The organism is Caulobacter vibrioides (assembly GCF_002310375.3).
Classification (GTDB): domain Bacteria; phylum Pseudomonadota; class Alphaproteobacteria; order Caulobacterales; family Caulobacteraceae; genus Caulobacter; species Caulobacter vibrioides_D.
This window is the reverse complement of the sequence record NZ_CP023315.3, coordinates 2,250,429-2,272,273: the sequence shown is the minus strand read 5'-3', so window position 1 is coordinate 2,272,273 and position 21,845 is coordinate 2,250,429. Positions and strand designations below refer to the sequence as shown.

Annotated in this window: 23 protein-coding genes; 10 read left to right on the top strand and 13 right to left on the bottom strand. The window is 66.8% G+C overall.

The window, feature by feature from the left end; genetic code table 11:
* Nucleotides 1–34: 34 nt before the first annotated feature.
* Genes alr through CA606_RS10780 form a run of 3 tightly spaced genes read right to left on the bottom strand, consistent with a single transcriptional unit; the run spans nt 35 to nt 2,399 of the window.
* Nucleotides 35–1,129, bottom strand: a complete 1,095-nt coding sequence (gene alr, locus CA606_RS10790; protein WP_096051139.1) for an alanine racemase — start codon at nt 1,127–1,129, stop codon at nt 35–37.
* Nucleotides 1,130–1,168: 39 nt separating this feature from the next.
* Nucleotides 1,169–1,855, bottom strand: a complete 687-nt coding sequence (locus CA606_RS10785; protein WP_096051140.1) for a MarC family protein — start codon at nt 1,853–1,855, stop codon at nt 1,169–1,171.
* Nucleotides 1,856–1,913: 58 nt separating this feature from the next.
* Complete coding sequence (locus CA606_RS10780) at nt 1,914–2,399, bottom strand: PaaI family thioesterase (RefSeq protein WP_096051141.1); 486 nt, start codon at nt 2,397–2,399, stop codon at nt 1,914–1,916.
* 97 nt (nt 2,400–2,496) lie between these two features.
* On the opposite strand from CA606_RS10780, the gene CA606_RS10775 reads away from it, so the two are divergent.
* Nucleotides 2,497–3,096: a TetR/AcrR family transcriptional regulator gene (locus CA606_RS10775; protein ID WP_096051142.1), complete on the top strand. Its 600-nt coding sequence runs from the start codon at nt 2,497–2,499 to the stop codon at nt 3,094–3,096.
* 14 nt (nt 3,097–3,110) lie between these two features.
* On the opposite strand, the gene CA606_RS10770 is transcribed toward CA606_RS10775, so the two are convergent.
* The 5 genes from CA606_RS10770 to rpsF all read right to left on the bottom strand — a co-directional run bounded on the left by CA606_RS10770 (nt 3,111) and on the right by rpsF (nt 8,748).
* Complete coding sequence (locus CA606_RS10770) at nt 3,111–4,634, bottom strand: replicative DNA helicase (RefSeq protein ID WP_096051143.1); 1,524 nt, start codon at nt 4,632–4,634, stop codon at nt 3,111–3,113.
* Nucleotides 4,635–4,841: 207 nt separating this feature from the next.
* Nucleotides 4,842–7,271 (bottom strand): TonB-dependent receptor plug domain-containing protein, encoded by a 2,430-nt coding sequence (locus CA606_RS10765; RefSeq protein WP_096051144.1) that lies wholly within the window; start codon nt 7,269–7,271, stop codon nt 4,842–4,844.
* Nucleotides 7,272–7,476: 205 nt separating this feature from the next.
* Nucleotides 7,477–8,061, bottom strand: coding sequence for a 50S ribosomal protein L9 (gene rplI / locus CA606_RS10760; RefSeq protein WP_013079425.1), 585 nt, complete (start codon nt 8,059–8,061; stop codon nt 7,477–7,479).
* 13 nt (nt 8,062–8,074) lie between these two features.
* Entirely contained in the window at nt 8,075–8,353 is a 279-nt protein-coding gene (gene rpsR, locus CA606_RS10755; protein ID WP_004615089.1) for a 30S ribosomal protein S18, read from the bottom strand.
* A 14-nt stretch (nt 8,354–8,367) separates the two neighbouring features.
* Nucleotides 8,368–8,748, bottom strand: coding sequence for a 30S ribosomal protein S6 (rpsF, locus tag CA606_RS10750; protein ID WP_010919541.1), 381 nt, complete (start codon nt 8,746–8,748; stop codon nt 8,368–8,370).
* Between the two features lie 268 nt (nt 8,749–9,016).
* On the opposite strand from rpsF, the gene CA606_RS10745 reads away from it, so the two are divergent.
* On the top strand, nt 9,017–9,676 hold the full coding sequence (locus tag CA606_RS10745; protein ID WP_096051145.1) for a hypothetical protein: 660 nt from the start codon (nt 9,017–9,019) through the stop codon (nt 9,674–9,676).
* On the opposite strand, the gene CA606_RS10740 is transcribed toward CA606_RS10745, so the two are convergent.
* The 3 genes from CA606_RS10740 to CA606_RS10730 form a co-directional block, all read right to left on the bottom strand.
* Nucleotides 9,651–10,460, bottom strand: coding sequence for a sterol desaturase family protein (locus CA606_RS10740; protein ID WP_096051146.1), 810 nt, complete (start codon nt 10,458–10,460; stop codon nt 9,651–9,653). The genes CA606_RS10745 and CA606_RS10740 overlap by 26 nt on opposite strands.
* Before the next feature lie 73 nt (nt 10,461–10,533).
* Nucleotides 10,534–11,646: a helix-turn-helix domain-containing protein gene (locus tag CA606_RS10735; RefSeq protein WP_096051147.1), complete on the bottom strand. Its 1,113-nt coding sequence runs from the start codon at nt 11,644–11,646 to the stop codon at nt 10,534–10,536.
* Between the two features lie 68 nt (nt 11,647–11,714).
* Nucleotides 11,715–12,251: a peroxiredoxin gene (locus CA606_RS10730; protein ID WP_096051148.1), complete on the bottom strand. Its 537-nt coding sequence runs from the start codon at nt 12,249–12,251 to the stop codon at nt 11,715–11,717.
* A 167-nt stretch (nt 12,252–12,418) separates the two neighbouring features.
* Between CA606_RS10730 and fabD the strand changes: the two genes are divergently transcribed.
* From fabD to gmk, 8 genes are all read left to right on the top strand, one after another.
* The gene (gene fabD / locus CA606_RS10725) at nt 12,419–13,363 is read left to right on the top strand and encodes an ACP S-malonyltransferase (RefSeq protein WP_096051149.1); all 945 of its coding nucleotides are present in this window, start codon (nt 12,419–12,421) and stop codon (nt 13,361–13,363) included.
* A 138-nt stretch (nt 13,364–13,501) separates the two neighbouring features.
* On the top strand, nt 13,502–14,242 hold the full coding sequence (gene fabG, locus CA606_RS10720; protein WP_096051150.1) for a 3-oxoacyl-[acyl-carrier-protein] reductase: 741 nt from the start codon (nt 13,502–13,504) through the stop codon (nt 14,240–14,242).
* Nucleotides 14,243–14,261: 19 nt separating this feature from the next.
* Nucleotides 14,262–15,191: a class I SAM-dependent methyltransferase gene (locus CA606_RS10715; RefSeq protein WP_096051151.1), complete on the top strand. Its 930-nt coding sequence runs from the start codon at nt 14,262–14,264 to the stop codon at nt 15,189–15,191.
* 163 nt (nt 15,192–15,354) lie between these two features.
* Nucleotides 15,355–15,591, top strand: a complete 237-nt coding sequence (locus tag CA606_RS10710; RefSeq protein ID WP_004615098.1) for an acyl carrier protein — start codon at nt 15,355–15,357, stop codon at nt 15,589–15,591.
* A gap of 166 nt (nt 15,592–15,757) precedes the next feature.
* Entirely contained in the window at nt 15,758–17,038 is a 1,281-nt protein-coding gene (gene fabF, locus CA606_RS10705) for a beta-ketoacyl-ACP synthase II (protein WP_096051152.1), read from the top strand.
* Nucleotides 17,035–18,135: an endolytic transglycosylase MltG gene (gene mltG, locus CA606_RS10700; protein ID WP_096051153.1), complete on the top strand. Its 1,101-nt coding sequence runs from the start codon at nt 17,035–17,037 to the stop codon at nt 18,133–18,135. The genes fabF and mltG overlap by 4 nt, the downstream gene beginning before the upstream one ends.
* A gap of 3 nt (nt 18,136–18,138) precedes the next feature.
* Nucleotides 18,139–19,020 carry a YicC/YloC family endoribonuclease gene (locus tag CA606_RS10695; RefSeq protein ID WP_096051154.1) on the top strand — a complete coding sequence of 294 codons (882 nt, stop codon included), beginning with the start codon at nt 18,139–18,141 and terminating at the stop codon, nt 19,018–19,020.
* A complete protein-coding gene (gene gmk, locus CA606_RS10690; RefSeq protein WP_096051155.1) occupies nt 19,013–19,654 on the top strand; it encodes a guanylate kinase in 642 nt (213 codons plus the stop codon). The genes CA606_RS10695 and gmk overlap by 8 nt, the downstream gene beginning before the upstream one ends.
* Before the next feature lie 51 nt (nt 19,655–19,705).
* On the opposite strand, the gene CA606_RS10685 is transcribed toward gmk, so the two are convergent.
* Together CA606_RS10685 and CA606_RS10680 are read right to left on the bottom strand one after the other, a co-directional pair.
* Nucleotides 19,706–19,963, bottom strand: coding sequence for a GlsB/YeaQ/YmgE family stress response membrane protein (locus tag CA606_RS10685; RefSeq protein WP_096051156.1), 258 nt, complete (start codon nt 19,961–19,963; stop codon nt 19,706–19,708).
* Nucleotides 19,964–20,111: 148 nt separating this feature from the next.
* Nucleotides 20,112–21,764 (bottom strand): sensor histidine kinase, encoded by a 1,653-nt coding sequence (locus tag CA606_RS10680; RefSeq protein WP_096051157.1) that lies wholly within the window; start codon nt 21,762–21,764, stop codon nt 20,112–20,114.
* Nucleotides 21,765–21,845: the final 81 nt, after the last annotated feature.

Here is a 21,845-nt window from a genome sequence, read left to right as displayed (position 1 = left end):
GAGACCCGCCTGCGCCAAAGACGGACGCAGGGGGCTAGCGCGCCGCGCTGACGTATCGCCGCGCGCCGCGCAGCGTCAGTCGGGTCAGGAATTCGTAGGCCGATGTCCCGGCGGCCTCGGCGGCGTCGTCCACGGGAAGGTTGGCCCCGAACAGCTCGACCATAGCGCCCGGACGAGCCGCATCGCAGTCGGTGACGTCCACCGCGATCAGGTCCATCGACACCCGGCCCAGCATCGGTCGTCGGGCGCCGTCGAACCAGACCTCGCCGCGCGGAAAGGCGGCGCGCGGGACGCCGTCGGCATAGCCGGCTGCAACAATGGCGACGCGGGTGTTGTCGCTGGCGGTCCAGCCGGCGCCGTAGCCGATGCTCTCGCCGCGCGGCACCACGCGGACCTGCAGGATGGGCGCCTCGACGGTGGCCACCGCGCGGATCTCGGGGTGGGGGCGACCTTCGGGACCGCCGCCGTAGAGGCTGACGCCGGGCCGGGCCTGGTCGAAGCGATAGGCTTCGCCCAGGAACAGGCCGCCGGAGTTGGCCAGGCTTCGCCGAACGGCCGGCAACAGGGCGGCGGCCTCCTGGAAGCGCGCCAGCTGCGTAGCGTTCAGGGGATGCTCGGGGGTGTCGGCGCAGGCCAGGTGACTGACGAGCAGCTCCACATCCAAGCGCTTGAGCCGGTCGAAGGAGCCGACCAGCACCTTCAGCTCCTCGGGGCGCAGGCCAAGGCGGTTCATGCCGGTGTCGATGTGCAGGGCCGCCCGCAGCCGCCCCGATCGCGCCTGGACGTTCCAGGCCTCCACCTGCGGTAGGCTGTTGAGCACAGGGATCAGCCGTGCGCCTTCCAGCGCATCGCCCGACCCCGGCGTCGCGCCGTCCAGCACATAGATCGTGGCCTCGCGGTCACCGAGCGACTGGCGCAGCGTCACGCCTTCGGTCAGCCGCGCGACATAGAAGCTGCGCGCGCCTTCCGCCCAGAGGCGATCGACGACCGGACCCGCGCCCAGGCCATACGCGTCCGCCTTCACCGCCGGCGCCACCTCGGCGTCGCCGGCGCGCGCGCGCAAGACCGCGTAGTTGTGCGCCAGAGCGTCGAGGTCGATCGTGATGCGGGTGTCGTGGGCTTCGGTCACGGCTTGGGCCTAGCCGACACGGCGCGTGGGTTCAACGGATTAACCCGGGTGCGCGAGCAGGAACTTCGCCACGAGGTTCTCCGCGCCCGAGGCGATGATCTGTACGCCGATGCACAGCAGCAGGAAGGCCACCAGCCGCGAGAGCACCCGCGCGCCCGACGGTCCCAGCAGGCGCATGACCTGGCCCGAGGCGCTGTAACAAAGCCAGACCAGGATCGCGACCAGGGCGGCCGCGAGGCTTGCGCCGATGAAGAACGGGGCCACCGCGTCACCTTCGGTCGGCCGCTGCGACGATAGCGCGATCGCCACCGAGATCGAGCCGGGACCGGTGGTGAACGGCATGGTCAGCGGGAAGAAGGCCACGTCGTGGTGGCTCTGGGCCGACTCGGTTTGGTTGGCCTTGCGGTCCTCGTTCTGCTCGGGATCCATCAGGAGGCCCCAGGCCCGGATCGCCACGACAAGGCCGCCCGCGACCCGCAAGGCGCCGATGCTGACGCCGAAGAAGTTCAGGATATAGCCGCCCAGCAGCAGCGACCCCAGCAGCACCAGGAAGGCGTAGAAGCCGATGGCGCGCGCCAGCTTCAGCCGTTCGGGTCGCGAGCGACCGCCCATGGCCTGGTCGAAGATCAGCGCCGCCCCGACCGGATTGACGATCGAGAACAGCGCCGGGAACGCCAGCAGAAACGCGCCGATCAGGCTGGAGGTGGGCAGGGGGCTGAAGTCCATGCGACTCGTCGGGGCTTGAAAGCGAGGTCCCGACCGTGGCTCGCCCAATACGCCGAAGTCAAACGCCGGGCGTCTGTCCGTTGTCCATGGCGTCCACCGCCGCCTGCTCAGCCGGCCAGTGTTCGAAGGCCAGAACAATCTGCTGAGCCGTCGCCTCGGCGATCAGGGTTCCGTCCAGGCGGCGAAACTCTGCCCGCGCGGTGATCAACTGGCGCGTCTGGGCCACGACGCGCGCTTCGATCGCGAGCGGTTCGTTGCGGGACACCTTCAGGAAGTTCAGCTGCAGGTTCACCGTGCGATAGAGGCGGTCGTTCGGCACGACCGTCATCGCGGCGAACGCCAGGATTTGGTCGGCCAAGGCGGCCAGATAGCCGCCGAACAGCGAACCGTCGGCCGTGGCGAGGTCCGGATCGGGCCGCCAGGATTTACGCACCCAGCCTTCACCCCAGTCGTCGAGGAGGCCAAGTTTCAAGGTGCGAACGATGGGCGGCGGCGTCGCGCTCCCCGCCTTGCAAGCGTCCAGTCGATCCGTCGCCCAGGTCATGCCATGGCCTTTCCGTTGTCGGTGAAGCCAGCTTAGGGTGGACGTCTCGCCGGGCTTACTCGACTTGGCGCGAGGCGGAACAGGAGTATCCGGGCGTATGAAGCCTGTTGAAAAGGTTCGAAAATCACCGCGGCAAAGTCGCTCTCGGGACTCTGTGGCGTGCATTTTGGAGGCGGCGGCTCGGATTCTGGAGGCCAGGGGCGAGGCGGGGTTTACAACCAACGCCGTGGCCCAGCGCGCGGGCGTGAGCATCGGCACGCTGTATCGCTACTATCCCGACAAGCAGGCGATCCTGCTGGCCGTGGCCGAACGCGAGACCGAGGCGCATCGCCAAGCGGTAATCGCCGTGACGGCCGGAGAGCCGCCCGTGGCGCGCGACCGAGCGTTGATCCGCGCGTTCGTCCAGGCCTTCGCACGCCGTGATCAGGCCCGGCGGATCGCAATGAAGGCGATGCTAGCCCAGGCTGATCATGCCGAACTGGCGGCGCGGTTTTCGGCCGCTGAGAACGGATTGAAGGACGCCGCTGGCCGGCCGCTCTCGCGCGTGCAGGCCTTCGTGCTGGCCAGGGCGATCCACGGCGCGCTGCGCGCGGCGGTTCTGGAGGGCGTTGACTTCCTGCAAAGCCGGGAGTTCGAAGACGAACTGGTTCGGCTGGGAAGGGCCTATCTGGGCTATCGGCCTGCGGTGGCCGCCTAGCCGTACGCCGGGGTCTATTCGTCCGACGGGATGTTCCGCGCCTGGGCGAAGTAGTGATCTCGCGCCAGGTTGCCAAAGCGGGTGGTGTCGCTGTTGAACGACAGGCGCACGGTGCCGATGGGGCCGTGACGTTGCTTGGCGATGATCACTTCGGCCAGCCCCTGGAGCCGGTCCATCTCTTCCTGCCAGGTCAGGTGCTCGGGCGTGCCTTCGCGCGGCTCGGCGCGGCCCACATAGTAGGCCTCGCGGTACACGAACCAGACCATGTCGGCGTCCTGTTCGATCGAGCCCGATTCCCGAAGGTCGGAGAGCTGGGGACGCTTGTCGTCACGCTGTTCGACCTGACGCGACAGCTGCGACAGGGCGATGACCGGGACGCTGAGCTCCTTGGCCAGGGCCTTCAGACCCATGGTGATCTGCGAGACTTCCTGCACGCGGTTGGCGTTGGCGCCGAGGTCCGAGCCGGTGACCAGCTGCAGGTAGTCGACCACGATCAGATCAAGGCCGACCTGACGCTTCAGGCGGCGGGCCCGGGCGGTCAGCTTGGCGATCGAGATACCACCGGTGGCGTCGATATAGAGCGGCGCGTTCTGCAGCTCCATGGCCGCGTCGCGCACCCGGCCGAACTCGCTGGCGTCGATCTCGCCCTTACGTAGGCGGTCGCCCGAGACGCCCGAGGCGTCGGCCAGCATACGCAGGGCCAGCTGCTCGGCGCTCATTTCCAGCGAGTAGAAGGCCACCACGCCGCCCTGGACAGTCTTTTTCGTGCCGTCGGGCTGGATCTCGTAGGCGTACTTCTTGGCGATGTTGAAGGCGATGTTGGTCGCCAGGGCCGTCTTACCCATCGACGGGCGGCCGGCCAGGATGATCAAGTCGGACGGGTGCAGACCGCCGATCTTCTGGTCGAGGTCCATCAGGTCGGTCGAGACGCCCGACATGCCGCCGTCGCGGCTGTAGGCCTCGGCCGTCATCTCGACCGCGCCGCGCAGGGCGTCGCCGAATGAGACAAAGCCCGAGGACGCCGCGCCGCTTTCGGCCAGGCTGTAGAGACTTTGTTCCGCCGCCTCGATCTGGTCGCGGGCGTTGCGCTTTTCGTCGTTGCCGCCCTGGGCGGCCGTGGCGATATCGCCACCGATGCGGATCAGTTCGCGCCGCAGCGACAGGTCGAAGATCACGCGGGCGTAGTCGCCGACATTGGCCGCCGGCGGGGCGCGGTCGACGAGGTCGGCCAGATAGCGCAGGCCGCCCAGCTCTTCGAACGCGGGGTCCTTCTTGAACTCGTCGGCCAGCAGGATCGGCTCGGCCAGCTGGCCCTTGCGGACGTGAGTCTCGATCGACTGGAACAGGCGCTGGTGGAAGGGCTCGTAGAAGCAGCGCGCCTGCAGGTTGTCGCTCAGGCGCTCATAGGCGGCGTTGTCATAGAGCAGGACGCCCAGCAGCGCTTGTTCGGCCTCCATGTTGTGCGGCGCCACGTTGATCGTGGGCTCGGGAAGGCCGGGGAGAACAAGGTCGAGCGCGGGGACGAGAGACATCGGCATAAGTTAACGCGACGCGCTTTGCGACGCGCGGGCCAGTTGCCCGGCGTCCCAAGATGAACGGGGATGTTCTGTGTATGTTTTAGCCGGCCAGATGTGCAAGAGCACGCGCCGACGAAGGCGTCCGCTTCTGACGTCGGCCCAAAGGAAAGGGCGCGGAGATCACCCTCCGCGCCCCGCCATGGGCGATGGTCTGAAGACCTTGTGGGCTTACCAGCTGACGCTGATGCGGCCGTAGAAGAAGCGCCCGTTGAAACCGAACGGCGAGAAGCCGGTGAAGGCTGTCGCGTTCGTCGTGTTGATGTTCGCCGGCGTGCGGTTGGGGTACTCGTCGAACAGGTTGTTGGCGCCGACGGCCAGGTTAAGCCGCTCGTTGATGGCGTAGCGGCCTTCCAGATCGACGACCGCCTTTGCGCCCGTGCGCACGTCGAACGCGCCGGTGGGATCGTTGTTGGGCGACAGAACCGAGCCATAGAAGGTGGTCTTCAGGGTCGCGCCCCAGGCTTCGCGGCTCCAGTCGCCCGCCAGGGTGATCTTCCGCTTGGGCGTGCCTTCCTCGAAGGTCAGCACGTTGGCGCGGGCGAACAGGGACGGCGGCACGGGCAGCGACGAGATCGTATTGGTCGTCGGCAGCTTGGTGACGTCGGTCTTGTTGAAGTTGGCCGCCGCCGTCAGGTCGAAGCGTCCGGCTTGATCGTCGTCGATCCGATAGCGCGCCACCACGTCGACGCCCTTGGTCTTGGTGTCGACGCCGTTGAGGAAAAAGCGCGCCGCCGTCACGTTGAACGGCGCCAGCATGTTGTAGATCGCCACGGCGGTGGCCGAACCGGTGGCCGCGCCCTGGATGTTCTCGGAGAGCACGATCCGGTTGTCGATCTTGATCTGATAGGCGTCGACGGTCAGCTCGAACGGACCGCGGTGAAACACCAGGCCAGCCGAATAGTTGTTGGACTTTTCGGCTTCCAGCGGCTTGGCGCCCAGCACCCTGGCCACCGCGCTGGTGGCCGGGAAGGTGCCGACCTCGACCGGCGTGGAGACACCGTTGACGATGATGAAGTTCGTCGAGGTGGTGGTGAAGAACTGCTGCTGCAGGGCCGGGGCCCGGAACCCGGTCGAGGCCGCGCCGCGCAGGGCGAAGCCGTCGGCCAGCTCGTAGCGCGCGGCCAGCTTGCCGGTCGTCGTCGAGCCGAAGTCCGAATAGTCCTCGTAGCGGATGGCGGCCGAGGCGGTGAAGCGCTCGGTCAGGCGCGATTCCAGGTCGAGATAGAGACCGATATTGTCACGGTCCCGCGACAGCACGTTTGACGGCTGGAAGCCGGGGAAGCCCTGCGCGCCCGCGGCGGCCGTGGTGATCGGGCCACGGTTATACGAGGTCGGCTCGCCGGCGCGGATCGAATAGCCTTCCCAGCGGGCTTCAGCGCCGAAGGCGACGTTCAGCGGCTCATAGGCGCCGATGTCCACGCCGCGCGACACGTCCAGGCCCACCACGGTCTGATCATAGGTCATGCCGCCGGACTGGAAGCTGGTCTGGCTGGCCGCGCCGTACGAGGCGTTGGCCGAGCTCTCGGTGCGGTAGTCGATCTTGTTCTTGCCGTAGACGACGTTGAGGTCGACCTTGAAGCCCGCCAGATCGCCCTTCAGGCCAAAGGCGGCCGTGGAGTCTTCGATGTCGGTGGCGATGATCGGCAGGTAGCCGTTCGGATAGATCGAGGCGACCGGCGTCTGGCGCGCGTCGCCGACGATGCGCGGGAACGCGGCGCTGCCGCCTTCGCGCGTCTGGTAGCCGGCCCAGCCATAGGCTTCCCAGCCCGAGCCAACCGGCAGGCCGGCGTTCAGATAGACGGTCTTGTCCTTCACCTCGGCGTCGCCGAAGCGCGAGGTCACCCGTGCCGGCGTGACGCGAACGTCGATGTCGCCGCGGCTGGTGGAGTTGCGGTCGCGATACTCGGCCGAGACGGTCAGGAAGCCGTCGGCGCCCAGCGGCAGGCCCTGCCAGGCCTGGACGGTTACGGTTTCACCATCGCGCTCGCGGCGGCCGTCGGTGTTGCGTGCGGTTTCAACCAGGGTGTTGTAGCCGCCGTAGGTGATGGTCGCGCCGCCGCCCGAGCGCGCTTCGCGAAGACGCAGGTTGATGACGCCGGCGATGGCGTCCGAGCCGTACTGCGCCGAGGCGCCGTCGCGCAGGACTTCGACGCGGTCCAGCGCGATGGTCGGGATGGCGTTCAGGTCGACGGCGGCCGAGCCGCGCCCGATCGAGCCATTCACATTCACCAGGGCCGAAGAATGCCGCCGCGCGCCATTGACGAGCACCAGAGTCTGGTCCGGCGCGAGGCCGCGCAGCGTCGCCGGGCGAATGTGGTCGGTGCCGTCGGTGATGGCCGGGCGGGGGAAGTTGATCGACGGCGCCAGGGTCGACAGCGATTGGGCCAGTTCGGTGGTGCCCGTGCGGGTCAGCGCCTTTTCATTGACGACATCGACCGGAGCCAGCGTGTCCAGTCGCGTTCGGCCGGCGGTCCGGGTGCCTGTGACGACCAGCTCTTCGACGGATGTTTGGTCGTTGTCGCGGGCCGTCTGGGCGTGGGCCATGGTCGCAAAGCTTGCAACCGAGACAGCGGCGAGCAGGAAGGTCTTGTAGCGCATCGATTACCCCTCTCGTGATCGGTGCGCTCCGCGCATCGCGGCGCGCGCCGGACGGGGTCTAGGCGCCCCGCATCGAGAACATGGGTCGTTCATAATTTAGACACAAGGCGCCCAGCATCGAAGCGTTCTCATAACGGGCGCAGAAAAAAACGGCGCGGATCGCTCCGCGCCGTCTTTCGTAACAAAGCTCCGATCCCGGACGGGATTAGGCTTCGTAGTGGTCGCCTTCGAACGAGCCGGCGCCGCCTTCCGCCATGTCTTGGGCGGCTTCGGCTTCGGCCGCGCGATCTTCCTCGAACTGCGAGTTGATCACGTTCTCGCCGCGCGCTTGGCGCTCGGCTTCGTCGGCGCTGCGCGCGATGTTGAGGGTGACCGTGATGGTCACTTCAGCGTGCAGCTTCACCTTCACTTCGTGGACGCCGAGCGTCTTGATCGGCTTGTCCAGGACGACCATCGAGCGGTCGACCTTGCCGCCTTCGGCGCGGATGGCGTCAGCCACGTCGCGACCGGCGACCGAACCGTACAGCTGGCCGCTTTCGCCAGCCTGACGGATCAGGACGTATTGCGTGCCGTCCAGCGACTCGCCGTTCTTTTCGGCGGATTCGCGGTTCTTCACGTTGCGGGCTTCGATCTCAGCGCGCTGAGCTTCGAAGGTGGCCAGGTTCGCCTTGGTGGCGCGCAGGGCCTTGCCGCGGGGCAGCAGGTAGTTCCGGGCGAAGCCGTCCTTGACGGTGACTTCGTCGCCGAGGACGCCGGTGCCTTCAACGCGTTCGAGCAGAATGACTTTCATCGTGGCGTCTCCCTTACTTCACGACGTAGGGGAGCAGAGCCAGGAAGCGGGCGCGCTTGATGGCCTTGGCCAGTTCGCGTTGCTTCTTGGCCGACACCGCGGTGATGCGCGACGGCACGATCTTGCCGCGTTCGGAGACGTAGCGCTGCAGCAGCTTCACGTCTTTGTAGTCGATCTTCGGCGCGTTGGCGCCCGAGAACGGGCAAACCTTGCGGCGACGGAAGAACGGGCGGCGAGCGCCGCCAGCGGCGGCGGCCGGAGCGCCGGCTTCGGGAGCAGTCGTATCGGTCATGATCTATCTCTCCCTTACGCCTGAGCCTGAGCGCCGAAGTCTTCGCGCGGACGTTCCGGGCGATCGCCACGGTCACGACGGGCGAGAACCGGCGACAGTTCCAGGTCCAGCTCTTCAACGCGGATCGTCATGAAGCGCAGAACGTCTTCATTGATCAGCAGCTGGCGCTCCATTTCCTTCACGGCCGGCGCCGGGGCGTCGATCGCGAGCAGGGAATAGTGACCCTTGCGGTTCTTCTTGATGCGGTAGGTGAGGTTACGCAGGCCCCAGTACTCGATCTTGGCGATGTGACCGCCATTCTCTTCGATCAGGGCTTTGAGTTGCTCGTTCAGAGCTTCGGCCTGTTGCGGCGAGATGTCCTGCCGCGCGATGACCACGTGTTCGTAGAACGCCATGTTTTCCTTCTTCCGTTGTGGAAGGCGGCGCGGACGACGACGGAAGTCCGTCGACCACGATGGATCCTGCAAGCCGAGCGAGGCGAACCTCGGTCCCCGATGGGTGCGTGCAAGACCGCCTTCCGTGAGAGCGCGCGCTATTACAGGACACAGGCTCGAAACGCAAGCCGCCGCTGGGTTTGCCGCCAAAACAGGCGTTCACGCGAACTGTCTTACAAATGGCCGCGAAGGCTTCCAAGGCCAAGCTCAAGTATGTTAGCAGGCGTGCATGGGGATCGGTGCTCGTCTTTGGATCGTGCTCGCGGCGGCTGCAGCCGCCGGCGCTGCGCATGCCGAGATCATCCAGAAGCCCGCCATGTCGGTCTCGGCCAAGGATGGCCGCTTCGCCGGCTACTACGCGGCCTTGCCGCTGGATCTCTCCACCGACAAGGAAAAGGTCGCCCTGACGGTCAAGTCGTCGGGCATGCCTGAAAACCCGACCTACGATTTCGATCTGAACCTGACCCAGAAGCCTGACGATGAGCGGGTGGGTCAGCGTTCGCTGGCGCTGGGCGCCTCTTGGAACGAAAGCGAGGCCAGGCTCCGCTCGTCGATGTCGAAGCTGTTCGGCTTTGGCCTGTTGCCGCGTGCAAACTACATCCGTGTGTCGATGGACATGGACGCCAGCCAGCCGGTCGCCGCGCCGGGTGTCGCGCCCGTGGCGCGGGCGAACATCCGCTCTTCCCTGACCCTTGACGGCAAGTCGGTCGGTTCCATCGCCATCGGTGGGGGAACCATGGGCGACGAGGGCGTCGATCTCAGCCTGACCCGCCCGTTCGATCTGCCGGCCGAAATCACGGTCAGCCTGCGCGGGGTGAACAACGAGCGGGAGTCCTGGCGGCTCCAGGACGCCCGCGCGATGGTCAAGCTGGTGAAGGCGAGCTGGTAGTCGCCAGAGCCTTGTCCTTGCGGGCCGTCACGGCCGCGAAGCGCTGCAGATACTCCGGGTGCTCGGTGCCCATGAGCTTATCCCACCAGGTGAAATAGAGGCCGTAGTTCCACCCCGCCTGGGCGTGGTGTAGGTCGTGGTGGGTGACCGTCGTCAGCCAGGGGATCAACGGCTGGCCGTCCTTGCGCGCGGGAAACAGCTCATAGCCGGAATGACCGATCGTGTTTCGCGCGATCTGATGCAGCACAAAGAGGCCGACCACCGGCCACTGGGTGGGGACGAGGATCATCCAGAGGGGCACGAACAGCGCGTTGATCGCCGCTTCGCCCAGGTCGAAGCTGTAGGCGGTGAAGGGCGAGGGGTTGTTCGACCGGTGATGACGCCGGTGAAAGGTCCGGAACAGCCGCCGGTCGTGGATCATCCGATGCGTCCAGTAGAACCAGGCGTCATGGGCGATGATCATGAGCACCAGGCTGGTCCAGAACCAGACCGGACCCCAGCCCTTGGCGATCAGTGGCCCTGGCAGCCAGCCGGCGCGGAACAGGCCGAAGGTGATCAGTCCGAAGGTCGAGAACACCATCACCGAGCGGATCGAGATCGCGAACTCGGTCAGCAGTTGCCGCCCGGGAGGGTGGGTGTCGCGGATCTTGCGGCCCGCCATGGGCTTGGCGAGCAGCACCCAGAGGACGAACCAGACGCCGATCGCGAACACGGCATAGCGTGTCACGTCGACCTGCATGGCGATCAGCCAGTTGCGGGCGAAAGGGATCAGGTGGTCTAGCATCGGGCGCTCCGCCAATGAGTGGGACGTCGCCAGGGAAGCCCGCGGAGCTTGAGCCGTCGCGCCGATGTTGAAATCAGGCCCGCTTGTCGCTTTTCGACGCGCCTTCCCCGGTTTCGACCAGCCTCAGGGGCGCGTAGGCGGGTGTCGCTTCCAGGCGCCAGGCGGTGGGGGTTACGCCCGTCACAGCGCGGAAGGCCCGGTTGAAGGGACCCAGCGACGCAAAGCCTAGCTCATAGGCGATGGTCGACACCGACTTGAGCGCCTGTTCGGGATCGGCCAGCGCGACCTTGGCGGCTTCGATCCGCCGACCGTTGACGTAGTCGGCGAAGTTGCGGTGGCCCAGCGTGCCGTTGATCAGCTTGCGCAGGCGGTGCTCGGGCGCGCCGACCAGGGCGGCCAGGGTTCCGATCGACAGGTCCTCGCCCCGCCAGACTTCGTTATCGTTCATCGCCTTGTCGAGGCGCGCCAGGACCAGGCGATCGGCGGGGGTGAGGTCGAGGGCTTCGGCGGACTTCGGAGAGGGGGCTTCGCCGGCGGCCAGCGAGGCCTGGACCAGCACCGGCTCGGCGCGCAGCAGGGCCAGCGGTGCGCCGATACCCAGTGCGGCCAGCCCGAACGCTTGGGCGAGGCTCGGCAGGACTGGGCCCTGACCAAAGCCGAAATCGCAGAGCGTCTGAACGAACATGTAGCCCGTGGCCGCCGCTGCGATCGGCGCGCGAAGGTGGCGGCGACGCTCTACGAGGTCGATCCGCCAACCGCGCCAGGCCATCAGCAGGATGTGGCTATGAATCATGACGGAGACGGCGGCGAAGCTCCACCAGACGGCGGCCCGCGCTGGTGAAGGCGGCAGAAACGCGCCAGCGGCCCACTGAACGATCACGAACGCCGGCACGATGAAGCGCCAGGTTGGGATCTTCGGCTCATCCTCGAACAGGACGGAGCAGAACAGCCAGAACACAGCGGCGGTCCAGGCGGACAGAGCCCAGGTCAGGACGCTGAAATGGCGGCCCTCGGTGTAGAAGAAATGGCTATCGATCACATGAGAGATCGCGCAAGCCATCAGCAGGACCCCCAGCCACCGGACCGGGGTCATCTTTCGGCTGGCGGCGAGCGAAACGCCCGTGGCGGCGAAGGCGCCGGCGGCCAGGCCGCGTACGGCGAGTTCGATTTGCACGAGATCGGTCATGACCGATCATGGCCGCCAGCGCGCGCGAGCTTCAACCCGCGCGGCTGGTCGGAATCCAAAAACGCTCGTTACTTCTTGGCGGCCTTGTAGGCCTTCACCGCGCCCATGGTCTGGGTCACGTGGCCCATGAAGTTGCCGTCGGTGTGGCTGAGCAGGATCTTGCCGTTGGGCGCGATCACATAAGAGGTGCGGTTCGACCAGTCGGGCTTCACCGCCAGGGCCACGTCATAGGCCTTGATCAGCGCCTTGTCGGCGGCGGCGACGGCGAACTTGTCGCGGCAGTGCTCCTTGGAAAAGTCCTTGAGGCGGTCGACATTGCCGGCCGTGACGCCGATCACCGTGGCGCCCAGCTTTTCGAATTCCGGGGTCGCTTCAGCGAACTCGCGCGCCTCGGCGGTGCAGCCGGCGGTGTAGGCGGCCGGGAAGAAGTAAAGCACCACCGGACCCTTCTTCAGCGCCTTGGCGAGGTTGAAGTCAAAGTCCTTGCCGGCCAGGGCGCCCTTGGCGCTGAAGTCCGGGGCCTTGTCGCCGGCCTTCAGGGCGGCCAGGGCGGGGGACGCGAAAGCGAGGGCGACTGCGGCGACACCGGCGAGAACGAACTTCATGGCGCGACTCCGAAGGAAAGATGGTCAGGGTACGTGGGCGGGCGCACTTTGGACGTGGTCGCGGTGATTGCAAGCTCTGGTCGCCACACGGCGTCGCACTTGCTCGTCCGGCGGCTTTACCCTAACCCTCCCGGCCTTGAATCTCTTTAGAAACGGAGCGGGCTTAGATGAGCATCGCCTTCATTTTCCCGGGTCAGGGCAGCCAGTCGGTCGGCATGGGCGCGGATCTCGCCGAGGCCTTTGCAGCGGCGCGTGAAGTGTTCCAGGAAGTCGATGACGCCCTGGGCCAAAAGCTGTTCGCCCTGATGAAGGAAGGTCCCGAAGGCGACCTGACGCTGACCGAGAACGCCCAGCCCGCTCTGATGGCCGTCAGCCTGGCGGCGACGCGCACGCTGGAGAAGGAATTCGGCGTCGGGATCGACAAGGCCGCCTTCGTCGCCGGCCACTCGCTGGGCGAATACTCGGCCCTGGCCGCCGCCGGCGCCATCAGCCTGTCGGATACTGCGCGCCTCCTGAAGCTGCGCGGCCAGGCCATGCAGCGCGCCGTGCCGGTAGGCGAGGGCGCGATGGCCTCGCTGATTGGTCCCAAGACGGATCTCGCTTTGGCCGAAGCCGCCGCCGCCGCCGGCTCGGAAGTCGGCGTCTGCGTCGTGGCCAACGACAACAACAACGGCAATGTCGTGATCTCGGGCGCCAAGGCCGCCGTCGACAAGGCCATCGAAAAGGCCAAAGAGCTCGGCGCGCGGGCCATTCCGCTGAACGTCTCGGCCCCGTTCCACTGCCCGCTGATGCAGCCGGCCGCCGACGAGATGGCGACCGCCCTGGCCGCCGCGACTATCGTCGCCCCGCGCGCGCCGCTGGTGGCCAACGTCACCGCCGCGCCCATCCACGACCCCGACATGATCCGCAAGCTGCTGGTCGAGCAGGTCACCGGCCGCGTGCGTTGGCGCGAAAGCATGACCTGGATGGCGACCGAAGGCGGCGTCACGCGCTTTGCTGAGGCGGGCGCCGGCAAGGTGCTGTCGGGCATAGCCAAGCGCATCGCCCCTGACGCTGAAGCCGTCCCTCTCAACACGCCAGCGGACCTCGAAGCGTTCGCCAAGTCACTCTAGCGCCGGACACCGCCCTCGTCCTTCGACAGGCTCAGGATGAGGTCGACTGATACGGCGGTTCACTAGGGAACCTCATCCTGAGCTTGTCGAAGGACGAGGTTCCCGGTTCATCTTTTTCTCCGAAACGGAGTGCTCGAAATGTTTGATCTCACCGGCAAGACCGCGCTCGTCACCGGCGCCACGGGCGGCATTGGCGGCGCCATCGCCCGCGCGCTGCACGCCCAGGGCGCGCACGTCGTCCTCTCGGGCACCCGGGAATCGGCCCTGGCCGAGCTGAAGGCGCAGCTGGGCGAGCGCGCCTCGACCGTGGTGGCCAACCTCTCCGACGCCGAACAGGTCGACGGCCTGGTGGCCAAGGCCGAAGAAGCCGCCGGCGCGCCGCTGGACATCGTGATCGCCAACGCCGGCGTCACCCGCGACGGCCTGATCGTCCGCATGAAGGACGAGGACTGGGACACCGTCATCAAGGTGAACCTGGAAGGCTACTTCCGCCTGTCGCGCGCTGCGGCCAAGGGCATGATGAAGCGCCGCGCCGGCCGCATCATCGGCATCACCTCGGTGGTCGGCGTCACGGGCAATCCTGGCCAGACCAACTACGCCGCCTCCAAGGCCGGCATGATCGGTTTCTCCAAGGCCCTGGCCCAGGAACTGGCCAGCCGCGGCGTGACCGTCAACTGCGTGGCGCCCGGCTTCATCGCCAGCCCGATGACCGACGCGCTGAACGAGCAGCAAAAGGCCGGCATCCTGTCGACGATCCCGGTCGGCAAACTGGGCGAGGGGAGCGATATCGCCGCCGCCTGCGTTTACCTCGCCAGCGATCAGGCCGGTTACGTCACCGGCCAGACTCTGCACGTCAATGGCGGTATGGCGATGATCTAAGGGCTCGAGTTCCAGCCGCTTGGCGTCGCTTCAAGGAGGTGTCGTCATGGTGGCTGGACTCTCTTGGTTTGGGCGGCTCGGGGCGTCCAAAGCGAGCGATCTGGCGCTCGCGGACGCCGCCGCCCGTGAAGCCTCGGCCCGCTCTGAAGCCGATGCTCTGCGCGCGCGGCTCGACAAGCTGGAAGCCCAGGTCGCCCTGACCGAACGCTATTTCACCGAGGCCTTCTGGAGCGTTCTGGACACGGCTCATGAGGCCATCCTGGCGCAGCGGCCGCTGACCTGCGTCGTCTGCGGCCATACCGCCGACCGCGACGGCTTCGAGATTCGCGAGGATCGCTGCTACTTCGGCGGCGGGCGGCTGGAGCGGTATGCCTGCCCCGGCTGCGACTGCGTCTTTGGCCCTCGGAAATACCTGGATCTCGACGAGGCCTTCGTCGGCAAAGACTATCAGGTCCTCTATTCCCGCTACGCCGAGGGCGACTCCACCGACAACGAGCTACGGGCTTTCCGCGCGCTCAAGCCCGAGGTCGGCGGCCGCTATCTGGATTGGGGCGCGGGCGGAGGATGGAATCGGACCCTCGACACGCTGACCCGCGAAGGGTGGACCGTGATCGCGCACGAGCCCAACGCCGCCGACGCGCTCATCGAATCCGGCGCTCAGGTGTGGGATGGCGTGAGCGGCGGGTTCGACGGCATTTTCTCCAATAACGTCATCGAGCATTTTCGCGACCCGATCGTGCAGTTCCACAAGTTCCACGAACTGTTGAAGCCCGGCGCAAAGATGGCTCACGCCTCACCCTGCTATGACTACTGCTTCGCCTTCACTCGGTTTCATTCCGTTTTCTTGCTGGGCAGGTCGCCGCATATTTTGGCCGAACGAACCGGTTTCAGGGTTGTTGATCACGAACGCGATGGCGAATACATCAACTACGTGTTTCAGCGGGTTTGAACTCATCAACCGCTGAAATCGCCTACCCCTGGCGCGTGTCACGGGAGATCGGCGCCGCTGGTCACCCGAAAAAGAACGTGATAGGCGGTGGCCCGACGAGCTGCGGTGAACTCCCTGGGAGGGGGCTGCGGCTTCTGAATTTGATCAAGAGGGACTGAACAGAATGTCCGACATTCTCGAGCGCGTGCGTAAGATCGTCATCGAACACCTGGATGCCGATCCCGAGAAGGTCACCGAGAAGGCTTCCTTCATCGACGACCTGGGCGCCGACAGCCTCGACAACGTTGAGCTGGTGATGGCGTTCGAAGAAGAGTTCGACATCGAAATCCCGGACGACGCCGCCGAGCACATCCAAACGGTCGGCGACGCCGTGAAGTTCATCACGGAAAAGACCGCCTAAGGTCTTCAGGTTCGCATTGTTCGCGAACCGGAGTATTTCCGCCGCGCCGCACGGGCTCTTGCCATCGTGCGCGCGGCGGTTTTCGTTTGAGGCCAAGATTCGCGGTGGCGCGGAGCGGGGGTCTTTCCCACATCCAGCGTCCCGCATCGAAGGTTGGGAGTGAGCCATGCGTAGAGTCGTCGTCACGGGTATCGGCCTGCTGACCCCGCTCGGCCAAGGTGTCGACATCACCTGGAAGAACATCCTCGCCGGCAAGTCCGGCGCGAACCGCATCAGCGCGTTCGATCCTACCGACTATTCCTGCCAGGTCGCCTGCGAGGTTCCGCGCGTCGATGGTCGCGGCGGCGGCGGCCCGGATGTCGAAGGCTCGTTCGACCCCGACCAGACCATGAGCCCGCGCGACCAGAAGCGCGTGGATGACTTCATCCTGTACGGCGTCGCCGCCGCCGATGAAGCGATCAAGGATTCGGGCTGGGTTCCCGAAACCGAAGAGGACAAGTGGCGCACGGGCGTCATCCTGGGCTCGGGAATCGGCGGCCTGTCCTCCATCGCCGACACCGCGCTGGAACTCGAAGCCAAGGGCCCGCGCCGCGTCAGCCCGTTCTTCATCTCGTCGGCTCTGATCAACCTGATCTCTGGCCAGGTCTCGATCAAGTACGGCTTCAAGGGCCCCAACCACGCCGTCGTGACGGCCTGCGCCACCGGCGCCCACGCCATCGGCGACGCTGCGCGCCTGATCAAGTACGGCGACGCCGACGTGATGATCGCGGGCGGCGCGGAAGCTGCGGTCTGCAAGGTCGGCATCGCCGGCTTCCAGGCCTGCCGCGCCGTGGCCACCGCGTTCAACGACACGCCCGAAAAGGCCTCGCGCCCCTATGACAAGGACCGCGACGGCTTCGTGATGGGCGAAGGCGCCGGCGTGCTGGTGCTGGAAGAGTACGAACACGCCAAGGCGCGCGGCGCTAAGATCTACGCGGAAGTGGCGGGCTATGGTCTGTCGGGCGACGCCTATCACATCACCGCGCCGTCGGAAGACGGCGAGGGCGGCGCCCGCGCCCTGGCCGCGGCCGTTCGCGACGCGGGCCTGCAGCCGTCGGACATCGACTATGTGAACGCCCATGGCACTTCCACCATGGCCGACGGCATCGAAGCCAGGGCCGTGGAGAAGTTCCTGGGCAATCACGCGGCGAATGTCGTGATGTCCTCGACCAAGTCGATGACCGGCCACCTTCTGGGCGCGGCCGGCGCGATCGAGGCGGCGTTCTCGGTGCTGGCCATCCGTGACCAGATCGCGCCGCCGACCATCAATCTCGACAATCCCGACGTTGAGGTCGCCATGAACCTGGCCCCGCACAAGGCCGTGCCGATGAAGATCGACGTGGCCGTGTCCAACAGCTTTGGCTTCGGCGGCACCAATGCCTCCGTCGTGTTCAAGAAGGTCTCGTGAGCAAAAAGTCGCCGCCCCGCGCCCGGGCTCCCAAGGGGGCGGGCTCCCGCCGTGAGACGGCCACCGCTGGTCGTCGCATGATGAGGGCCCTGTTCGGGGCCGCCGCCACCCTGGCTGTGGTTGGCATGGTCGCGCTGCTGGGCGCGCTCTGGGTCTACCAGGGGGCGGGCCCGGCCGCGAAGGACGGCGACAAGACCACCGTGGTGCTGCGCAAGGGCGCCAGCCTGCCCGAGATCGCCTCCAGCCTGGAGCGCGGTGGGGTGATTCGCTCCGCTTCGATCTTCATGACGGCGGCCAAGGTCACCGGCGCGGCGCGGACGCTGAAGGCCGGCGAGTATGAGTTCAAGACCCGCGCCTCGATGGCCCAGGTGCTGGACGCCGTCCGCCGCGGCCGCATTGTCCGCCATTGGATCACCGTCCCCGAGGGCCTGACCTCGGACATGGTGATGGACATCCTCAACAAGTCGAGCGTGCTGACCGGCAGCGCCGCGACGCCGCCCGAGGGCGCCATCCTGCCCGAGACCTATGAGGTCCAGCGCGGCGAGGATCGCGCCGCGGTCTTGCAGCGCATGATGGACGACCGCGACGCGGTGCTGAACGCGTTGTGGGCCAACCGCGCGCCGAACCTGCCTTTCCAGACGAAGGAAGAGGCCGTCACCCTGGCCTCGATCGTCGAGAAGGAGACGGGCCTGGCCGAGGAGCGGCCGCGTGTCGCTGCGGTGTTCGTGAACCGGCTGCGCACCGGCATGCGGCTGGGCTCGGACCCGACCATCATCTACGGGATTTCCAGAGGACGTCCGCTGGGGCGCGGCATCTTTCTGTCGGAGTTGCGGCGCCTGACGCCCTACAACACCTATCTGATCGACGGCCTGCCGCCGACCCCAATCGCCAATCCCGGCCGCGCGGCCCTGGCGGCGGTGATGAACCCGCCTAAGAGCGAAGATCTCTATTTCGTGGCCGACGGCACCGGCGGGCACGTGTTCGCTCGGACGTTGGAGGAGCACAACGCCAACGTGGTCAAGTGGCGCCAGATCGAGCGCGAGCGCGCCGCTCAGGCGCCGGCCAAGCCGGCCGCCGCGCCGCTGGCGGGAGGCTAGAGCGTGCCGCTGTCGGGCATGACCGGCTTCGCGCGGGTCGAGAGCGCGCAGGGGGCGTGGTCGTGGGCTGTCGAGGCGCGCAGCGTCAACGGTCGCAACCTTGAGACCCGGTTTCGGGGCCCGCCGGGTTTCGAGAGCTTGGAACGCGCCGCCCGTGATGGCGCTCAAGCGCGGTTTCAGCGCGGCCAGCTGACGGTCAATGTCCAGGCCAAGCGGGCGGAAGCCTCTGGCGAGACCCAGGTAAATGTTCAGGTGCTCGAGCGGTATCTGACCGCTGGCGGGCCCTACGTGGCTACCGGCATGGTCGCCAAGCCGACCCTGGACGGATTGCTGTCCCTGAAGGGCGTGATCGAGGCGCGTGAGGACGAGGACGACACCGAGACGCGTGCGGCCGTCGAAGCCGCCATGGCCGCCTCGATCAGCCAGGCCCTGGACGGTCTGAAGACGGCGCGCCTTGAGGAGGGCGCGGCGCTTGACCCGGTGCTGGGCGGCCTGGTTGCGCGGATTGAGCAACTGACGGCCCAGGCCGAGCAAGAGGCGGCTGGCCAACCCGTGGTCATCAAGGACCGCTTCGCCCGGCGCATGGCCGAACTGGTCGGCGAGGCCGCCAGCGAGGAGCGCATCGTCCAGGAGGCCGCCGCCCAGGCGGTGAAGGCCGATGTGCGCGAGGAGCTCGATCGGCTCGCCAGCCATGTGGTCGCCGCGCGCGGTCTGCTGTCGGGCGAAGGCGCATCGGGCCGGCGCCTCGACTTCCTCTCGCAGGAGTTCATGCGAGAATCCAATACCCTCTGCTCGAAATCGGCCCTGACCAGCCTGACCGCGATCGGTCTGGAGCTGAAGGCCGTCATCGAGCAGTTCCGCGAGCAGGTTCAGAACGTTGAATAAGTCCCATCACCCCCATCGCGGTCTGCTGCTGATGGTCGTCGCCCCGTCGGGCGTCGGCAAGACCTCGCTGACCCGCCGCCTTGTCTCCGATCACGGCGACCTGCATCTGTCGATCAGCGCCACGACCCGCGAGCCGCGTCCGGGCGAGCATGACGGCCGTGACTATCACTTCGTCTCGCGCGACACGTTCCAGGGCATGCTGGCCGAGGATGCGTTCCTGGAATGGGCCGAGGTCTACGGCAATTTCTATGGCAGCCCCAAGGCGCCGATCATGGACGCGCTGAGCCGTGGCGAAAGCGTGCTGTTCGACATCGACTTCCAAGGCGCGATGAAGGTTCACAAGCAGGCCGGTCCGGACAGCGTCCTGGTCTATATCCTGCCGCCGTCACTGGCCGAGATGAGCCGCCGCCTGCACACGCGCAGCCAGGACAGCGAAGAGGTCATTCATCGTCGCCTGTCGCGCGCCAAGGACGAGGTCGCAGCCTGGGAGCAGTTCGACTACGTCATTTTGAATGACGACTTCGACCGGGCCTATGCCGATCTGGCGCACATCTATCACGCCGAGCGGCTGAAGCGCTCGCGCAACCCCTGGATCGGCGATCTTGTGGGCGATCTGCTGAAAGAAGAAATCTGAGGCTGGCGACGCGCCGATAGCGCGCCGCCAAGCCCAAGCCCAAGCCCAAGCCTACGCCGCGCGACGACTAAAGATCAGGTGATACAGCGCCAGGATCACAACGGCGCCGATCGTGGCGACGAGCAGGCTGTAAAGGTTGAAGCCCGAGACGCCGGCATTGCCAAACTGGTTGAAGAGCCAGCCGCCGAAAAGCGCGCCGACGACGCCCAGGACGATATCCAGCAGCACGCCGCCGCCGGTGCGGTTGACCAGCCTGCTGGCGATGAAACCGGCGACAAGGCCCAGAAGCAGCCAGGCAAGAATGGACATCGTTGGAACTCCATGAGCGGTCGCCCAGCGCGACCTCGCCCAATCAAGAGCTCAACGGCGCCGTTGGTTCCCGCCGCAAAGGCGTTCTGGGATAGAGGCGATCAGCTGCTAGGCCGGCGGCCAAGCCAAGGCGAGTTGCGGCGCGGGTTCAGGCGGCCGATCGGGATGGGATCTTGATCGAGAAGACGCAGGTCAACCCTTGGGGCGCGTAGTCAAACTGAGCTGAACCCGCCAGGTCGCCACGCAGGCTGGACGCGATCAGTCGTGAACCGAAACCGCTACGGGTTGGCTTCCGCGTTGGCGGACCTCCGCGCTCGCGCCAGGTCAAGGTCAGGCGCGTGCGGCCTTCGGTGACCCAGGAAACCTCGACCTGGCCCGTCTCGGTCGCGAGCGCGCCATACTTCGAAGCGTTGGTCGCCAACTCGTGGAAGATCATGGCCAGCGCCACGGCTGCGTTCGGCGCCAGCGGTATCGACGGCCCCTCGACGCTCACCTGGGTCGCATAGGGCTGCAGCGCTTCGGTGACCAGCTCACCTAGGTCAGCGCCTTCCCAGCTTCGGCGGGTCAACAGGTCGTGCGCCCCGGCCAGCGCCAGCAGACGTTCGTAGAACTGGGCGAGACCGGCTTCGCCGCCCTCCTTGAGGCTATGGCGGGCCAGGGATTGAACAACGACGAGGGTATTCTTCACCCGATGGTTCAGCTCATTGATCATCAGCTGCTGCCGCTCGGCGGCCTTTCGGGCCTCTTCGTCGCGGTTGCGCAGGATCTCGGCCGCCGCCCGGAGCGAGCCGCGGACCTCGGCGATCTCCTGCAGGTCTGAGGGGGCGGGGGCCAAGGGCGCGCCGGCCGCCAGCGCCTCGGCCTCGGCGACAAGTCCGCGCACGTCGCGCGAGATCGGACGGGCGAACGCCAGGGCGGCCATGACGCCCAGGGCGATCATCAAGGCCGAGCCCGCCATGGCGGGGCCGAGCGACCCGAGGATGGTCCGGTTCAGTTCATCGCGCGGGACGCCCACGATGAAGGTCCAGCCATAGGTCGGAGAGCGACTGAAGGCGGACAGCGTCTCGACGCCGTCCAGCGTATGGGTGTTGACCACCCCGTCCTGTGCGAGCGCCATGGCTTTTTGCATGTCAGGACTGGCGTGGCGGCCCAGCATCGTCTCCTGATCGCGCGAGCGCGCCAGGAGCGCGGCGTTCCGATCCACGATGCTGGCGGTCCAGCTGTCGGGCAGGCCCTGACCCGTCATCAGGGCTTGGAACACCGACGGGTTCTGCATGTAGGCCAGCACGAAGATCCGCCCATCGACAAGCACGGGCATGTTGACGCCGATGATGGGACCCGCGTTGGGGCGGGGGATCAGGTTGCTGACGTTCGACTTGCCCGTGGTCATCTCCCGCCAGTTCTTTGGGCCGGGCGGTGCATTGGGGGGCGGCGCGCCAGGCGGCATGCGGGTGTTGATCAACTGCTGATCCTGGCTCATCAGCACGATCCAGCCGTCACGACCGCTAACGGCCTCGCGCGCCTGCTTCTCGAAGGCGGCCAAGTCGCCGTCCGATAGGGCGGACGAGACGGCCAGGCCCTGCAGGATGCTCTGGCCCTGGCCGATCTGTCGGTCGGTCGCCAGGGACAGGGCGCGGGTCGTGGTCACCAGTTGGGTGGCGAAGCGTCGCTGCCCTTCGGTGTATTGCATCGCCACCAAGGCGGCCATCAGCAGGATGGCCGGCGCGGCGAGCGTCAAGGCCATGAACAACAGCCGCCGCGTGACCGTCGAAGGCGCTTTTGTCGCGCTGTTGGAGGTCACGTCCGCCCCACTCAAAAAACTGCGCGAAGCTGGCGGGACAGGGGGGCGGCGTCAATAGCGGACCGCCGATTACGATCGCTC

What these genes read in the sequence shown, in the direction of transcription:
- CA606_RS10770 (WP_096051143.1), bottom strand. Translation starts at nt 4,634, where the DNA reads ATGCCGATGTCTCTCGTCCCCGCGCTCGACCTTGTTCTCCCCGGCCTT.
- CA606_RS10785 (WP_096051140.1), bottom strand. Translation starts at nt 1,855, where the DNA reads ATGGACTTCAGCCCCCTGCCCACCTCCAGCCTGATCGGCGCGTTTCTG.
- CA606_RS10710 (WP_004615098.1), top strand. Translation starts at nt 15,355, where the DNA reads ATGTCCGACATTCTCGAGCGCGTGCGTAAGATCGTCATCGAACACCTG.
- CA606_RS10780 (WP_096051141.1), bottom strand. Translation starts at nt 2,399, where the DNA reads ATGACCTGGGCGACGGATCGACTGGACGCTTGCAAGGCGGGGAGCGCG.
- rpsF (WP_010919541.1), bottom strand. Translation starts at nt 8,748, where the DNA reads ATGGCGTTCTACGAACACGTGGTCATCGCGCGGCAGGACATCTCGCCG.
- CA606_RS10685 (WP_096051156.1), bottom strand. Translation starts at nt 19,963, where the DNA reads ATGTCCATTCTTGCCTGGCTGCTTCTGGGCCTTGTCGCCGGTTTCATC.
- rplI (WP_013079425.1), bottom strand. Translation starts at nt 8,061, where the DNA reads ATGAAAGTCATTCTGCTCGAACGCGTTGAAGGCACCGGCGTCCTCGGC.
- CA606_RS10735 (WP_096051147.1), bottom strand. Translation starts at nt 11,646, where the DNA reads ATGACCGATCTCGTGCAAATCGAACTCGCCGTACGCGGCCTGGCCGCC.
- rpsR (WP_004615089.1), bottom strand. Translation starts at nt 8,353, where the DNA reads ATGACCGATACGACTGCTCCCGAAGCCGGCGCTCCGGCCGCCGCCGCT.
- fabF (WP_096051152.1), top strand. Translation starts at nt 15,758, where the DNA reads ATGCGTAGAGTCGTCGTCACGGGTATCGGCCTGCTGACCCCGCTCGGC.
- CA606_RS10775 (WP_096051142.1), top strand. Translation starts at nt 2,497, where the DNA reads ATGAAGCCTGTTGAAAAGGTTCGAAAATCACCGCGGCAAAGTCGCTCT.
- CA606_RS10745 (WP_096051145.1), top strand. Translation starts at nt 9,017, where the DNA reads ATGGGGATCGGTGCTCGTCTTTGGATCGTGCTCGCGGCGGCTGCAGCC.
- CA606_RS10730 (WP_096051148.1), bottom strand. Translation starts at nt 12,251, where the DNA reads ATGAAGTTCGTTCTCGCCGGTGTCGCCGCAGTCGCCCTCGCTTTCGCG.
- fabD (WP_096051149.1), top strand. Translation starts at nt 12,419, where the DNA reads ATGAGCATCGCCTTCATTTTCCCGGGTCAGGGCAGCCAGTCGGTCGGC.
- fabG (WP_096051150.1), top strand. Translation starts at nt 13,502, where the DNA reads ATGTTTGATCTCACCGGCAAGACCGCGCTCGTCACCGGCGCCACGGGC.
- CA606_RS10765 (WP_096051144.1), bottom strand. Translation starts at nt 7,271, where the DNA reads ATGCGCTACAAGACCTTCCTGCTCGCCGCTGTCTCGGTTGCAAGCTTT.
- CA606_RS10740 (WP_096051146.1), bottom strand. Translation starts at nt 10,460, where the DNA reads ATGCTAGACCACCTGATCCCTTTCGCCCGCAACTGGCTGATCGCCATG.